The organism is Bifidobacterium moukalabense DSM 27321, from assembly GCF_000522505.1.
Lineage (GTDB): Bacteria > Actinomycetota > Actinomycetes > Actinomycetales > Bifidobacteriaceae > Bifidobacterium > Bifidobacterium moukalabense.
In genome coordinates this window covers 767,070-781,326 of record NZ_AZMV01000007.1, presented here as the reverse complement: position 1 = coordinate 781,326, position 14,257 = coordinate 767,070, and the positions used below count along the sequence as shown (strand labels likewise).

Below are 14,257 nucleotides of genomic sequence, written 5' to 3'. Positions count from 1 at the left end.
TCGGGCGGCCTTCACAACGACCGCTCTCGCCGGCGGGCCCCTGGCTGACGCCCATCGCTCCGACGAATCGGGTACTTACAGCATACTTGCCGGATCCAGTTTGGCGAGGTCCTCGGCGGACAGCACATCGGACGCGTGCTCGTACAGTCGAGGAATGCGGTTGCGCAGGCAGGTGAAGATCTCGTAGCTGATGGTGTCGGCGGCGCGGCCCCAATCGTCGGCGGTCGGCTCGGCGTAGTCCTCGCCGCGGCCGGGACCGAACAGCTCCACGGTGTCTCCCTCATGCACGCCGAGTTCGGCGGCCGAACCATGCAGGTCAAGAATGAACTGGTCCATGCACACGCGGCCGGACACCCGATACAGGCGCGGCCCCTCGGCGGTCATCACACGCACCGGGCCGCCGTCCTTGATCACATGCTTGGCGCCTTCCATATCGAAGCCGGAAGCGGACCGGTGGATGCCATCCGCATACCCGATCGGCACGATTGCGGTGGAGGTGTCGCTCGGAGTCAGATAGGTGCGGCCGTAGGAGACGCCATGCCCCGCCTCGACATCCTTGACGGTGCCGAGCTGCGCCTGCAAGGTCATGGCGGGCTTGAGCCCATATGTGGCCGGCGCACCCATGGCCGGATCGGCCTCATAGCCATACAGACCGATGCCCGGGCGGGTCAGTTCGAAATGGATCTCCGGACGGCTCAGCGTGGCGGCGGTGTTGGCCAGATGACGAATCTCCGGCGCGATCCCGGCGGACTCCATACGGCGGGTGAAATCCTTGAAGCATTCGATCTGTCGGTCGGTGGAGGCCACGAATTCCGGTACATCCGGCGCATCGGCGACGGCCAGATGGCTCCACTGGCCGACGACATGCAGCACGCCTTCCCTGGCAAGCGGTACCAGCTTGGCAAGTGCCGCATCGAATCCGGCGGGAGTGAAGCCGTTACGGCCGAAACCGGAATCGACCTTCACATGTACACGGGCGGTTTTGCCGAGACGTCGTGCGGCCTCGGCGACGCCGTCAATGCCGGACAGCGAGCCGACGGAGACGTCGATGTCGTTGGCGATCAGTTCGTCGAACGGCACCGCGGTACCGTTGTAGACCCACGTCAGAATATGGCAGCGCTCCGGACCGATGCCGGCCTTGCGAAGCAACAGCGCCTCGTGCGACTGCGCGGTGCCAAGCCAGGTTGCGCCACCCGCCAAAGCGGCCAGTGCGGAGGGGATCAGGCCATGGCCATAGGCGTCGGCCTTGACCACGCCCATGACGGCGGTGCCGGAGGCCGGACCGCCCACCATGCCCACCAGACGGCGCATATTGTCACGCAGTGCGGCCAGGTCGACGATCGCCTGTGCCGGATATCGCCGACGGGCCGCGTCATAGTTCGCCCTGCCCCGTTCGGATGAGAATTGCCATTCACGTGTAGCGCTCAAAGTCATGGCTCCTATTGTTACGCCGCTATGTGACGTGTCATGTTGCACACGCATGGATTATGAGACGTTTCGCGCGGTTTCCACGATTTTGTCCGCGGCCAGTCTTTACACTCTCCATACATAAGGTCTTTCGATGCTGTCAGAGGGACCTATCTGATTTCTGGCGTTGAGGCGTGCCAGAGTCCCGGAAATCCGTCCGGTCCAGCCCATGAAGAATCCATTTAAAGGGAAAAGAAGACCATGGATCTATTTCGCAAAAAATCCGTGGATCAACTCGTCTCCGAGTCGACCCCGCTGAAGCGAACAATGAAAACCTTCGACCTTACCATGCTGGGCATCGGCGCCATCATCGGCACCGGCATCTTCGTGCTCACCGGCAAGGGCGCCCTCACCGCAGGCCCGGCACTGTGCATCTCCTTTCTGCTGGCGGCCATCTGCTGCGGTTTCGCCGGCCTGTGCTATGCGGAATTCGCCGCTATGGCACCGGTCTCCGGTTCCGCCTATTCGTACGCGTATCTCGCGTTCGGCGAGCTGATCGCCTTCGTGATCGGCTGGGATCTGATTCTGGAATATGCGTTGCAGGCGGCCACCGTCTCCGCCGGTTGGTCCGGGTATTTCAACAAACTGCTGGAAGGCTTCGGCCTGCATCTGCCGGTCGAGCTGACCGCCGCCTACGGCACCACGCCGGGTGTGACCACCTACTTCAATCTGCCGGGCTTCGTCATCGTGCTCGTCATCACATGGCTGCTGTCGATCGGCATCAATCAGACGAAGAAGGCCAACGATATCATGGTGATGATCAAACTGGCCATCATCATACTGTTCATCGTGTGCACCGTCTGGTATGTGAACCCCGCCAACTGGAAGCCGTTCTCCCCGTACGGCATCTACACGTTCCAGCCCGGATCCACGCAACCGTACGGCATTGTGCCGGCCGCATCGATCGTGTTCTTCAGCTTCATCGGCTTCGACGCGGTGTCATCCTCCGCCGAGGAGACCATCAATCCGAACAAGACGCTGCCGCGTGGCATTCTCATCTCGCTGGCGCTGTCGACCGTGCTGTACATCATCATGACGCTGATCATGACCGGCGTGGTGCCATACAAGGAGTTCGCGAATTTCATCGACGCCCCGGTCGCAGGCGTGATCCTCGAAACCGGTCTCAACTGGCTGGCGTTCATCGTGAATCTGGGCGCGCTGCTCGGCATGACCACCGTGATGCTGGTACAGCTGTACGGCCAGTCCCGTATCTGCTATGCCATGAGCCGCGACGGCCTGTTCCCGAAGTTCTTCGGCGAAGTGCATCCGAAGTACCGCACTCCGTTCAAGGGCACGTGGTTCTTCGGCATCCTCACGGCCATCGCCGGTGGTTTCATCAACATCAACGTGCTGTTCGAGCTGGTGAACATCGGCACGTTGTCCGCATTCATCATCGTGTCCGCCGGCATTCTATGGATGCGCAGAACCCAGCCCGATGCGCATCGCGGATTCAGGGCCCCGGGCGTGCCGTTCACGCCGATTCTGGCCATCGTGTTCTGCTTCGTGCTGATCCTTGGCCTCAACTGGGAGACCTGGGTGCGCTTCGCCGTATGGTTCGGGCTCGGCCTGATCGTGTACTTCTCATACAGCCGCAAGCGTTCCAAACTGAACGAACCCGCACTGTTCTAGAACATATGCGAAGGGTGCCCCCATATGATGCGGGGCACCCTTTTGCTATGAGTCACCATTCGTGGCGCTGGTAGGCGATTCGTGTGGTGTCGGTGGGGCGATCCAGCAGTTGGATCAGTCCGCAGCGTGCGAACCCATTGGATTCGAGCACATGCTGCATGGCCTTGTTGTTCGGGTGCGTATCCGCACGCACGTTGCCGTAGTGCTCGATGGCCCAGTTGATGCAGTCCCTGGCTGCGCCACGCGCCAAGCCGGATGAGGCGATGCGGTGAATGGTCACGTACGGGTCGTCGTCCAGCCAAGCGCCATCGATGTTCGCATAGGTCGGGTCGGCACCTGGGCACAGGGCGAATTGGGCGAGCACACGTTCCTCGCCGTCAACGGTGTCGACCAGCAGCATGGTGCGCCGTTGCTCGATATCCTCCCGCACCATCTCCTCACGCGGGAACGTGCTGCCCCATTGGGTCGGATTGCCGTTCCTGGCCATTAGCTCACGGGCATGCCCATAGATTTTCAGTATCGCCGGAAGATCGGCCATCGTGGCGCGACGGAACCGCCGTGCAGGAGTGACTTCGCTCACCGCTCACCTCAATTCGCTTTCTTGTATTCCGAGCGTCCAAGGTATCACGTTCGCTGCACAGCGGACTCACCGAAACCGGCGGTTCGGCTTACCGGTGGAACACGGCCGGCCTACACCAGCTTGCGCTCGAACGGATCGGAGCTGATGCCCTTGGCGAGAATATCCCTGCACCATTCCTTTGCCGTGAACAGGCTGTGGTCGCGATAATTGCCGCAACTTTCGATGGTCGTGGCGGGCACATCGTCCCAAGTGGCCTCAAAGGCGATGAATTCCAATGCCTCCTTCAGCGCTTTGGCCACGTCTTCGGTGGAGTGCTCGCCCCAGGTCAGCAGATGGAAGCCGGTACGGCATCCGAATGGCGAGCAGTCGATATAGCCCGGAATGCGTTCGCGCAGCAGCACCGCGATGGTGTGTTCGATGGTGTGCAGCCCGCCGGTGGGGATGGCGTTCTCGTTCGGTTGTACCAAGCGCAGGTCATAGTTGGACACCACGTCGCCGTGCGGTCCCCTTTCGGTGTCGATGTAGCGTACGTACGGCGCCTTCACCTTGGTATGATCCAGCTGGAAGCTTTCCACGACGGGCTTTTCATCAGCCATTGTCCTTGTCCTTTCCTGCGGAACAGCGGTATCCGCCCCTATTGTTGTCGTTCTCTACTGTTGTCGTTTCGCGGGGCGCAGTCAACCGAATCGTCATGCGTTTTGCCGATAGCGCGTTGCAATCCGGCGGAGGATCCCACTTATTCGGCATCAATCGAACGGATCAGATTCATGAATCGTTCGCCGTACAGCTTGAGCTTGTTGTCGCCCACGCCATTGACCGCCAGAAACTGCGCATTGGTGACCGGTCGGATCCGCGCCATGTCGCGAAGCGTCTTGTCGGAGAACACGATGTACGGCGGCTTGCCGATTTCCCGTGCGATGTCGAGCCGCAATCCGCGCAGTCGCTGGAACAACGCTTCGGCATCATCGTCCGGGATGTAGGATCCCGCCGCCGCGGAACCCGCCGCATCACCCGCCCCATATGGCGCTCCACTCGCCGCTCCCCCACGTTTCGCAGGGCTTTTGCGCTCGATCTTCTTGATTTCGTAATGGAAGTCCGGGGCGACCGTTTCCACCGCCCGCGTACCGAATTTCACAATCGGCAGACGTCCCTCCGAGATGAACAGGAATCCATCGGTCGCCATCTGACTGAGCACATCGCGCACACGTGCCTCCGGAACGCTTTCGAGCATGCCGAACGTAGGCATGCCTTCCGGGTTGAGATAGCTCAGATCCTGCGCTTTCGACCCACGCAGAATCCTGACGATCTTGCCCGTACCGACGTTCTGGTTCACGTCATGCACACATCGGCTGATGGCTCGCGCCACTTCGGTGACATCCACGGTTTCGAAGGTGTGTTCGCAGTTGGTGCAGCCGCCTTCGCACTTGCCGTCCGTCGTGCCGCTGGCCGTGTCCTTCTCGCCGAAATAGCGGGTCATATAGGTGTGCAGGCAATCGGTGGTGCGACAGTAGCCGACCATCGCGTCGAGCAGACGACGTTTTGACCTGCGCACGATCTCCTGCTCCTCGGGCGTCAATCGTTCGTTGTCGTAATCGGAATCAAGCAGCCGGCGGCGTGTGACGATGTCGGATTCGTTCCACAGTAGCGTGCAGCGGCTCGGCTCGCCGTCGCGCCCGGCACGGCCCGCCTCCTGATAGTAGGCTTCGATGGATTCGGGCATGTTGTGGTGGATCACATAGCGCACGTTCGATTTGTCAATGCCCATACCGAATGCGTTGGTGGCCACGACCACAGGCACACGGTCGGTCACGAAGTCTCGCTGCGCTTTCTCACGTACGTCAGGGGACATGCCGCCATGGTAGGCGACCGCAACGGGACCCATCCGCCCGGGATCCGCACCGTTCGCGGACCGCAATTCGGCCACGGCATGATTGAGCGAGGCCGCCAGCGTCTCCGTCTCCTTGCGCGTCGCACAGTAGACGATACCGGATTCATCGGCATGGTCCGCCACGTATTTCGCCACCCAGGCGGCCTTATACCTGGTTTCCAGCTTGATGACGTCGAAGTACAGATTCGGCCGGTCGAAACCAGTGACGGTTACGTCCGGGTCATGCAGTCCCAGCATGGAGACGATGTCACGACGCACGCGTTCCGTTGCGGTCGCGGTGAACGCGGCCACGGTCGGGCGTACCGGCAGGCCTGCGATGAATTCGCCGATGCCAAGATAGGACGAACGGAAATCCTGCCCCCATTGGGACACGCAATGTGCCTCGTCGACGGCGACCAACGAGATTGGCGTACGGTTTGCGAAGTTGCGGAAACGTTCGGTTTCCAGGCGTTCCGGGGCGACATACAGCAATCTGATGAGTCCTGCCGAGGCCTGTGCGAACACGGCCGACTGCTCATCCGGCGTTTGCGTGGTGTTGATGAACGCGGCTGGGATGCCGACGTCGTTCAGGGCGTCGACCTGGTCGCGCATCAGTGAGATCAGCGGTGAGATGACGATGGTGACGCCCGGCAGGATCGTGGCCGGAATCTGGTAGCAAATGGACTTTCCCGCGCCGGTCGGCATGACGCCAAGTACATCGCGCCCGGCGAGGATGGAGCCGACGATGCCGGATTGCCCGGGGCGGAACGCTTCATAGCCGAAATATTGTTTCAGTGCGTCCAACGCCCGGGAATCCGTTACTTCAGTCATGCCCTTCAGTCTAGCAATCAGATCCGGCGGAAGGCCTGCTCGAGGTCGGCGATGAGATCATCCGCGTCTTCCAGGCCGACGGACAGGCGGACCAGGTTGGCGGGCACTTCAAGGGTGGTACCGGCCACGGAGGCATGGGTCATGGCCCCCGGATGCTCGATCAGGGATTCCACGCCACCCAAGGATTCGGCCAGCGTGAATACCTCGGTGGCGCCCGCGAACCTCTTGGCCGCCTCGAATCCGGCCGCAATCTGCACGGAGATCATGCCGCCGAAGCCGCCGTGCATCTGACGTGCGGCGATCTCATGCCCCGGATGGGACTCAAGGCCCGGATACCATACGCGCTCCACCTCCGGTCGGGTTTCAAGCCATTGCGCCACCTTGAGCGCATTGCGGCTGTGCTGCCTGACACGCAGGTCAAGGGTCTTCAGACCGCGGATGTCGAGCCAGGAGTCGAACGGGGACGGTACCGCACCGGCCGCGTTCTGCAGGAAGGCCACCTCGTCGCGGATGCCCTTGTCGTTGAGGACCACGGCACCGCCGACCACGTCGGAATGCCCGCCGATGTACTTGGTGGTGGAGTAGACGACCACGTCGGCGCCATCGGCCAGCGGGTGCTGCAGCACCGGGGATGCGAACGTATTGTCCACGACCACCTTGGTGCCATGCGCATGCGCCACGGCGGAGGTTGCGGCGATGTCGGTGATGTTCAGCAGCGGGTTGGATGGGGTTTCGACCCAGATGTATCGGTATTGCTTCTTGCCCAGCGCGGCGGAAACGGCATCGGTGTCGGTGATGTCGACCACGTCGAGGCCGACGCCCCACGGCACGAACACCTTGGACAGCAGTCGGTAGGTGCCGCCGTATACGTCGTTGCCGAGCAGGATGTTGTCTCCCGGCTTGACGGTGGAACGCAGCAGCACGTCGATGGCGGCCAGGCCCGAGGAGAAGCTCAGCGCATACTCGGCACCTTCCACGGCGGCGAGCTGCTCATCGAAGGAGTTGCGGGTCGGGTTGATGGAACGGCTGTAATCGTAGCCATTACGCAATCCGCCAACACCGTCCTGTTTGAACGTGGAGGTCATGTAGATCGGCGTGACCACGGCACCGGTGGTCGGATCGGGCTCCTGGCCGGCGTGGATGGCGCGGGTGGCGAGTGCGGTGGCGTTCAGCGCTTCGGTGTTGGTCGAGATGGTCATGATGGGAACTCCTTGGAAATAGCGAATGGTCTGGGTTGAACGGATGATGGTCATGATGCGGGGTCTACGGTTTACAGATACTGTTCGGCCAGGCTTGGCTTGGTGGTGCGTTCCACGATGTCGGCGAAGCCGTTGGCACGCATCCAGTCGTCGTTGAAGATCTTCTCCATGTAACCGCGGCCGGAATCCGGCAGCAGCACCACGACGAGTTGGCTTTCGTCCAGATCGTGCTCGCGGGCGTACTTGATGGCCGATGCTACGGCCATGCCGGACGAACCGCCGACCAACAGGCCTTCCTCGTTCGCAAGACGGCGGGTCATTTCGAACGCCTCCGCGTCGTTCACCTGTACGATCTCGTCGGGCAGCTCACGATTGAAGGCCTTCGGATAGAAATCCTCGCCGACGCCTTCGATCTTGTACTGATGCACGTCATCGGGATTCGAATAGATGGAGCCCTCGGGATCGGCTCCGATGACCTGCACGGCCCCGTCGGAAACATCCTTCAGATAGCGGCCGGTGCCGGAGATGGTGCCGCCGGTGCCGATGCCCGCCACGAAGTGCGTGATTCTGTGGTCGGTGGCCTGCCAGATTTCCGGTCCGGTGGTGCGGTAGTGGCTTTCCGGGCCGTTCGGATTGTCGTATTGGTTCGGGCGGTAGCCGCCGGGAATCGCCTTGGCGAGACGCTCGGCCACCCGATAGTAGGAACGCGGGTCGTCCGGACCGGCATCGGTGGGGGTTATGACCACTTCGGCCCCGTAGGCGCGCAGTACTGCGCGTTTGGCTTCGGAGACCTTGTCGGGCAGGGTGAAGATGGTACGGTAGCCGCGCTGCTGGGCCACCAAGGCCAGTCCCACTCCGGTGTTGCCGGAGGTCGGTTCCACGATTACGCCACCTGGCTTCAGTTCGCCGCTTCGCTCGGCCGCGTCGATGATGCGTTCGGCGATGCGATCCTTGGACGAACCTCCCGGATTGAAGTATTCGACCTTGACCGCAATGGTGGCCTTGATGCCGTCGGTCACGTGGTTGAGCCTGACGAGCGGGGTGTTGCCGATCAGTTCGGATAGGGAGTTGTGGATGGTCATGGCGTTTCCTTTGCGCAGTGTGATTTCGGGGCTTTCGATCGTTGTTTTTCGTTGTGTTCGAGAAGCTCGCGATGTCACGTGCAGTGTTGAAACGGGACCCGTTGCGATGTCGTTTTTTTCGTTCGTCAGCACCGTGCATGGTCATGGGATTCGTTTGCGTTGCACGTATTTTCCAACCGCGGCATTCATGCCGGTGGAAGAACGAAAGTCCGACGATTCACAACCGTCTGTGCAAATCCAGACGTTGAGGAATGTCCTATCTCAAGTTATGCGTCGATGAACCACGCGCCCCTCGGGCGGTTGGTCAGCGACAGCAACAACATGAGAAATTGAACATGGCTCAAACAATACCACACCCTTGGACTTCGGCGTGTCACCCCTTACGAAACATGGCCGCACCGGCTACAGCGAGGCGGCCCGAATCAGTTCGCGGGTGTAGTCGCACCGCGGGGCGTCCAGCACCTCCGCTGTCGTCCCGGTCTCCTCCACCCTGCCGTCATGCAGCACCATGATGCGGTCGGCGATATGCCGTACCACGCCAAGATCATGCGAAACCATGATCAGCGCCATATCCGGCTCGGCCTGCCGAATCCGCTGGAAGGAATCGAGAATCCGGATTCTTGCGGCCACGTCGATGGCACTCATCGGCTCGTCGGCGAGCAGAATCCGCGGACGATCCGCGATGGCGCGCGCGATCGCCGCACGTTGCGCCTGCCCACCGGAAAGGTCCATGGGGAAATGGCTGCGGAAGCCTTGCGGATCAAGCTCGACCATCCGCAGCACCTCCGCAACGCGATCGCTCACCCGCTCGTGCGACCAGTCGGGATGGTGCAGACGCAATGGTTCGGCGATGGAACGTTCGATACGCCAGCGTGGGTCAAGGGAACCGAACGGATCCTGGAACACCAGACCGGACTGCCGGCGTAATCGTTGCGCATCGTCCGCGATGCCGACGCCCTGATAGGCGATGTCACCACCGTCCGCGGATTCCAGTCCGAGCAGCACACGGGTGAGCGTGGTCTTGCCGGAGCCGGAACCGCCGATCACCGCCAGGCACTCCCCCGCATGGACGTCGACATCGACGCTGAACAACACCTGCCTACGACGTTTTTTCGGGCCGAAATACTTGTCGATGCCCCGCCCGCGCAACACGATGTCAGACATGATCGGTCTCCTTCGCTGCGAGCGACAGTTTCCGGGCCGCCTCGACCAGTCGCCTGGCCTGCCCGGTCTGCGGTGAGGACAGCACATCCGCCGTCGCCCCCGATTCGACGATCCCGCCATGTTCGAGCACATAGCAGCGTGTGGTCGCGCGATGCAGCACCGCGAAATCATGCGTGATGAACAGCATGGAGGCCCCGGCACCATCCACCAGCGAGGTCAGCAGATCGACAATTCGACGCTGGGTGATGGAATCCAACGCCGTGGTCGGCTCATCCGCGATGATCAGATGAGGCGAGGTGACCAGCGCGGTCGCGATGCCGACCCTCTGCTGCTGGCCGCCGGACAGTTCATGCGGGTACTTGGGCAGCACATCCTCGTCAAGTCCCACCTTGGCAAGCATGGCCCCGACACGTTCCGTACGTTCCGCCGACGTCAGATCGTAATGCAGATACAGGGGAAGTCCGACCTGCTGTGCCACGGTCATCACCGGATTCAACGCAGCGGCCGGATTCTGAAACACCATGCCCACATACCGGCCACGCAGATCGGCGATATCGATGTCGGAGGCGTCGACGACCTGCCTGCCTCCCATTTCGATGGAGCCACCCACCCGCGCAGTGGCTGGCAGCAGCCCCATCATGGCCTTGGCAATCATGGATTTGCCGGAGCCGGACGAGCCGATCAGTCCGACACGTTCGCCGTCGGCTATATCCATATCGACATCGCCGACGATTGTTCTGCCGCCGATGGAGATGTTGAGATCGCGGATGGTTGCGCTCATGCGGCCTCCCTCAATGCCGGATTGGTCAGCGGATCGATGGCGTCGCGTAGGGTGTCGCCGAACAGATTCAGCGCTATGACCACGAGTGTCACGACAAGCCCCGGCCATACCACGGCCAGCGGATAGATGCTGATGAACCGTACGGACGTGGTGAGTGAATGCCCCCAGCTGGGCACGCCGGAGCCGACACCGACGCCCAGATAGGTCAGGCCGGCCTCCGCGAGCAGCGAGGTTCCGGCGCTCATCGACAGCTGCACCGACAGCACCGGCAGCGTGTTCGGCATGATATGCGTGAAGAACACGCGGATCGGGCTGGCCCCCGACCATATGGCCGATTCCACATATGCCGAACGTGCGGCCAATAAGGCGGAGGGTCTTAAAATCCGCGCCAGATTCAGTCCATACGCGAATCCGCAGGCGGCGACGATCACCGCGGCGGACGCACCGAACGGGACGGATAGGATCAGTGCGACGAGTACCGTCGGAATCGAAATCAGCGCATCCACGACGACCACGGAGGCGGATGAGAACGCACTGTTGCACGACACCATGGCGGCGACGAGCAGCAAGCCGAAAGCGGCCGCGACCACCACCGTGAGCACGGCGATCACGAGATTCGTACGGGAGCCGGCCATCAGCCAGCTCAGCACGTCCGCACCCACGCCGTCGGTGCCCAACAGGTGTGAGGAGGACGGCGAGCCCCATGTGTCGAAACCGTCGGTGGCCAGCAGCGAATATGGTGTCCACACCAATGAAACCGCCGACACCAGCAGCCATAGGCCCATCACGACGAGCGCATAGCGTCCGCTCGCACGCCTCCACATGGATCGCGCCACGATTCGTAGAGTACGTATGCGACCGTTCATGCCAACACCTCCCCCGAGCCGACGGTTGCGTTCTTCAGACGCGGGTCGAGTGCACGATGCAGCAGATCGACCAGCAATCCCAGGAACAGGAAGAACGCCGCAAGCAGGAACAATTCGCTCTGCACCGCGACCAGATCACGATTGCCCACGTCGGTGACCAGCATCGAACCAAGGCCGGGCAATGCGAACAGGTTCTCCACCACCATCACCCCGGTGACCATCTGCGCGAAGGTCAGTCCGATCACCGACACCAGCTGCGGAGTCGCCAGGCGCAAGGCCACGCGCAGCACAGCCTGCCTGCGCGTCATGCCGCATGCCATGGCCATATCGACCGCCTGCGAAGAGGCCACATCCCCCACCGCGGCGCGCGTATAGCGCATGATCGACGCGCCGGCCGTAATGCCCGTGGCCAATGCAGGCAGCATCAATGCGGCCAACGCGCTCAGCGGAGCGGACCAGCCTGCGTCCGGAAAACCCTGCGAGGGCAGCAATCCTAACAGCCCGCTGCCCTTCGAGAACAGCAGAATCAGCAACAGGCCACCCCATAGTGCCGGAACCGCACCGGCCACGATCGCAATCACATGGAACACCCCACGCAGTCGCGCATTGCGGGTCAACACCGCCGCGCAACCGAGCGGCAATCCGATCGCCAGCGCTATCAGCAAGCTGAATACGATCAGCGGGAATGTAACGGAGGCGTGTGAGGACACCTGCGCGGCCACCGCTTTGCCACTGACCACGGAAGTGCCGAGATCGCCATGCAACAGCCCGACGATCCAATCGCCATACTGTGCCGCATACGACTTGTCCAGTCCCATCTGCGAGCGCAACGAGGCGAGCTGTTCCGCCGTCGCGTTGGTTCCGGCAACCACGGCTGCCACATCGCCCGGCAGAATCCGCAGCAGCGCGAACACCAGCAGCGACAGTCCCACCAGCGCCCCCGCAAACAGCAGAAGCCGTCTACAGACGAATCTCATACCCGTCCCTCACTTCCGGAATACCTCGTATGGCAGCGCACAGGCCGCGACGCGACAGCGCGACATATCACGCTACTGCGCCTTGGAAATCGCCCACAACGGCAGCACCGTCTGGCTGAGCTTCTCCGGGAATCCGGAAATATTCCTGTTGTATGCCACGGTCACGCGGTATCCAAACAGCCAGTCCGCCGGCGAATCCTCGCTGACGATCTTCGCCGCCTGCTTGAGGTAGTCGTTGCTGGAGGCATCGTCGGTCGCGGCCAGCGCCTTGGCATACAGCGACTGCACCTCCTTGTTGTCGTAATGGTAGTAGTAGCCCGGCGTGGTCCACTTGTAGAAATCGTGGCTTTCGGCATGATCCACCAGCGACAATTCGTAGTCGCCGTTGGCGTGCACGTCCTGCAGCCATGTGGAGAATTCCACGTAGTCAATGGTCAGGTCGACGCCGATTTCGGCAAGCTGGCTGCGTAGCTGGTCGCCGAGTTCGGTGCCGTACGTGTTGGCGTAGGTGAGGGTGAGCTTCAGCGGCTTGTCGGTGGAATAGCCGGCTTCGGCCATAAGGGACTTCGCCTTGTCGAGATCGTACGGATACAGGTCGGTCAGGTCTTCATAGCCGGGATCGACGGATGGGATCGGCCCGCCGAGCGCATAGTCGACGTTCCCCCTGGAGGCGATGATCTCCTTGTGGTTGATGGCGTAGCGGATGGCCTGCCGTATGCGCTTGTCGGAAAGCTTGGCGTTGGCGCAGTTGAAGGCAAGCACGTATTTGTCGCTGCCGTCGGCCGCGGAGACCTTGTAGGTTTTGGAATCCAGCGATTTCGCAAGCGTGGCGTTGACCGGGGAAAGCACGTCCACGTCACCGCTTTTCAGGGCGTTGACGGCCGCGTTGTCATCGGTCAGGAAACGTAGAATCACGTTCTGCGTAACGGCCTTGTGCGAAGTGCCCCAGTATTTCGGATTGGCCTTGAGCACCATCCTGCTGCTGGAGTCGAAGGATTCGACCGTATACGGTCCGGAGCCGATGGCTTCGGTTTTCGCATCGTACTTGGCCTGCTTGTCGAATACGAGACCCGGGCGGCCGGTCAGGTACCACAGCAGGTTGGAGTCGGGGCTCGAAAGCGTGAGCTTCACGGTGTTGGCGTCGACGACTTCGGCCTTCTCGAGGCTCGCCACCTGATTGGCGTTGTAGTACTGCCGTTCCTTGAGCTGGTTGATGGACCATGCCACGTCTTCGGCGTCGAGTCTGTCGCCGTTGGAGAAGTTCATGTTCCTGTTGAGATGGAAGGTGTAGGTCTTGCCGTCTTTGGAGATGTCCCAGCTTGTGGCGAGACCCGGCTGCACCTTGTTGTCGGAATCGCGTGACAGCAGCGCCTCGTAGACGTTGCCGATGAGCACCTGCTCGATGGCGGAACCGGATTGGTGGCGGATGTCAAGGCTGACGGGGGCGAGTTTGAGCCCGATGGTCACGGTATCGGCGGTATTCGCCGTGCCGGCGGATCCGTCGGTGTCGCCGCTGTTGCGCGCTACCGTGACGCCGATGATGACGGCGACCACGGCGACGGCCGCGATGATGATATGGATCCATTTGTTGGATCCGTTGCGTTTCGGCGATTTGACGCGAGCATTAAGCGTTGCGTCGGTGCTCGCCGCGCTGGTCTTCGACTCGGTTGCGCCGGTTTCGTCGTGCGCACCTGAAGATTGCGACATGTTTGCTCCTACGTGATGGTGATCTGCGGTTGGCCGCCCATACGGGTCGGTTACCAACGTCCGATTCTACCGTTCGGCATGCCCGCTGCCGCATCCCGCTTCGATAT

General features: G+C 61.6%; 12 protein-coding genes. 1 reads left to right on the top strand and 11 read right to left on the bottom strand.

Translation table 11 applies throughout. The annotated features are described in order from the left end of the window. Positions 1 to 75 precede the first annotated feature (75 nt). A complete protein-coding gene (gene alr, locus BMOU_RS09650; RefSeq protein WP_034877067.1) occupies positions 76 to 1,434 on the bottom strand; it encodes an alanine racemase in 1,359 nt (452 codons plus the stop codon). A 234-nt stretch (positions 1,435 to 1,668) separates the two neighbouring features. Between alr and BMOU_RS09645 the strand changes: the two genes are divergently transcribed. Continuing rightward, complete coding sequence (locus tag BMOU_RS09645) at positions 1,669 to 3,096, top strand: amino acid permease (RefSeq protein WP_034877065.1); 1,428 nt, start codon at positions 1,669 to 1,671, stop codon at positions 3,094 to 3,096. Positions 3,097 to 3,148: 52 nt separating this feature from the next. Here the strand turns inward: BMOU_RS09645 and BMOU_RS09640 are convergent, their stop codons facing one another. From BMOU_RS09640 to BMOU_RS09595, 10 genes are all read right to left on the bottom strand, one after another. Further along, complete coding sequence (locus BMOU_RS09640; protein ID WP_034877063.1) at positions 3,149 to 3,634, bottom strand: GNAT family N-acetyltransferase; 486 nt, start codon at positions 3,632 to 3,634, stop codon at positions 3,149 to 3,151. A 152-nt stretch (positions 3,635 to 3,786) separates the two neighbouring features. Next, on the bottom strand, positions 3,787 to 4,272 hold the full coding sequence (locus BMOU_RS09635; protein WP_034877061.1) for an S-ribosylhomocysteine lyase: 486 nt from the start codon (positions 4,270 to 4,272) through the stop codon (positions 3,787 to 3,789). A gap of 140 nt (positions 4,273 to 4,412) precedes the next feature. Continuing rightward, positions 4,413 to 6,374, bottom strand: coding sequence for a RecQ family ATP-dependent DNA helicase (locus BMOU_RS09630; protein ID WP_034877059.1), 1,962 nt, complete (start codon positions 6,372 to 6,374; stop codon positions 4,413 to 4,415). Between the two features lie 17 nt (positions 6,375 to 6,391). Further along, the gene (locus BMOU_RS09625) at positions 6,392 to 7,573 is read right to left on the bottom strand and encodes a cystathionine gamma-synthase (RefSeq protein WP_152535090.1); all 1,182 of its coding nucleotides are present in this window, start codon (positions 7,571 to 7,573) and stop codon (positions 6,392 to 6,394) included. Positions 7,574 to 7,644: 71 nt separating this feature from the next. Further along, on the bottom strand, positions 7,645 to 8,655 hold the full coding sequence (locus BMOU_RS09620; RefSeq protein WP_034877054.1) for a cystathionine beta-synthase: 1,011 nt from the start codon (positions 8,653 to 8,655) through the stop codon (positions 7,645 to 7,647). Positions 8,656 to 9,057: 402 nt separating this feature from the next. Beyond that, positions 9,058 to 9,819, bottom strand: a complete 762-nt coding sequence (locus BMOU_RS09615; protein WP_034877052.1) for an ATP-binding cassette domain-containing protein — start codon at positions 9,817 to 9,819, stop codon at positions 9,058 to 9,060. Next, entirely contained in the window at positions 9,812 to 10,600 is a 789-nt protein-coding gene (locus BMOU_RS09610) for an ABC transporter ATP-binding protein (RefSeq protein WP_034877051.1), read from the bottom strand. Before BMOU_RS09610 ends, BMOU_RS09615 begins: the two co-directional genes overlap by 8 nt. Next, on the bottom strand, positions 10,597 to 11,466 hold the full coding sequence (locus tag BMOU_RS09605) for an ABC transporter permease (RefSeq protein WP_034877049.1): 870 nt from the start codon (positions 11,464 to 11,466) through the stop codon (positions 10,597 to 10,599). The genes BMOU_RS09610 and BMOU_RS09605 overlap by 4 nt, the downstream gene beginning before the upstream one ends. Further along, positions 11,463 to 12,443 carry an ABC transporter permease gene (locus BMOU_RS09600; RefSeq protein WP_034877047.1) on the bottom strand — a complete coding sequence of 327 codons (981 nt, stop codon included), beginning with the start codon at positions 12,441 to 12,443 and terminating at the stop codon, positions 11,463 to 11,465. Before BMOU_RS09600 ends, BMOU_RS09605 begins: the two co-directional genes overlap by 4 nt. A 72-nt stretch (positions 12,444 to 12,515) precedes the next feature. Beyond that, on the bottom strand, positions 12,516 to 14,150 hold the full coding sequence (locus BMOU_RS09595) for an ABC transporter substrate-binding protein (protein WP_034877045.1): 1,635 nt from the start codon (positions 14,148 to 14,150) through the stop codon (positions 12,516 to 12,518). Positions 14,151 to 14,257 lie beyond the last annotated feature (107 nt).

Bases quoted from the DNA above. Each gene is read 5' to 3' on its own strand.
- alr (WP_034877067.1), bottom strand. From the start codon at position 1,434: ATGACTTTGAGCGCTACACGTGAATGGCAATTCTCATCCGAACGGGGC.
- BMOU_RS09645 (WP_034877065.1), top strand. From the start codon at position 1,669: ATGGATCTATTTCGCAAAAAATCCGTGGATCAACTCGTCTCCGAGTCG.
- BMOU_RS09640 (WP_034877063.1), bottom strand. From the start codon at position 3,634: ATGGCCGATCTTCCGGCGATACTGAAAATCTATGGGCATGCCCGTGAG.
- BMOU_RS09635 (WP_034877061.1), bottom strand. From the start codon at position 4,272: ATGGCTGATGAAAAGCCCGTCGTGGAAAGCTTCCAGCTGGATCATACC.
- BMOU_RS09630 (WP_034877059.1), bottom strand. From the start codon at position 6,374: ATGACTGAAGTAACGGATTCCCGGGCGTTGGACGCACTGAAACAATAT.
- BMOU_RS09625 (WP_152535090.1), bottom strand. From the start codon at position 7,573: ATGACCATCTCGACCAACACCGAAGCGCTGAACGCCACCGCACTCGCC.
- BMOU_RS09620 (WP_034877054.1), bottom strand. From the start codon at position 8,655: ATGACCATCCACAACTCCCTATCCGAACTGATCGGCAACACCCCGCTC.
- BMOU_RS09615 (WP_034877052.1), bottom strand. From the start codon at position 9,819: ATGTCTGACATCGTGTTGCGCGGGCGGGGCATCGACAAGTATTTCGGC.
- BMOU_RS09610 (WP_034877051.1), bottom strand. From the start codon at position 10,600: ATGAGCGCAACCATCCGCGATCTCAACATCTCCATCGGCGGCAGAACA.
- BMOU_RS09605 (WP_034877049.1), bottom strand. From the start codon at position 11,466: ATGAACGGTCGCATACGTACTCTACGAATCGTGGCGCGATCCATGTGG.
- BMOU_RS09600 (WP_034877047.1), bottom strand. From the start codon at position 12,443: ATGAGATTCGTCTGTAGACGGCTTCTGCTGTTTGCGGGGGCGCTGGTG.
- BMOU_RS09595 (WP_034877045.1), bottom strand. From the start codon at position 14,150: ATGTCGCAATCTTCAGGTGCGCACGACGAAACCGGCGCAACCGAGTCG.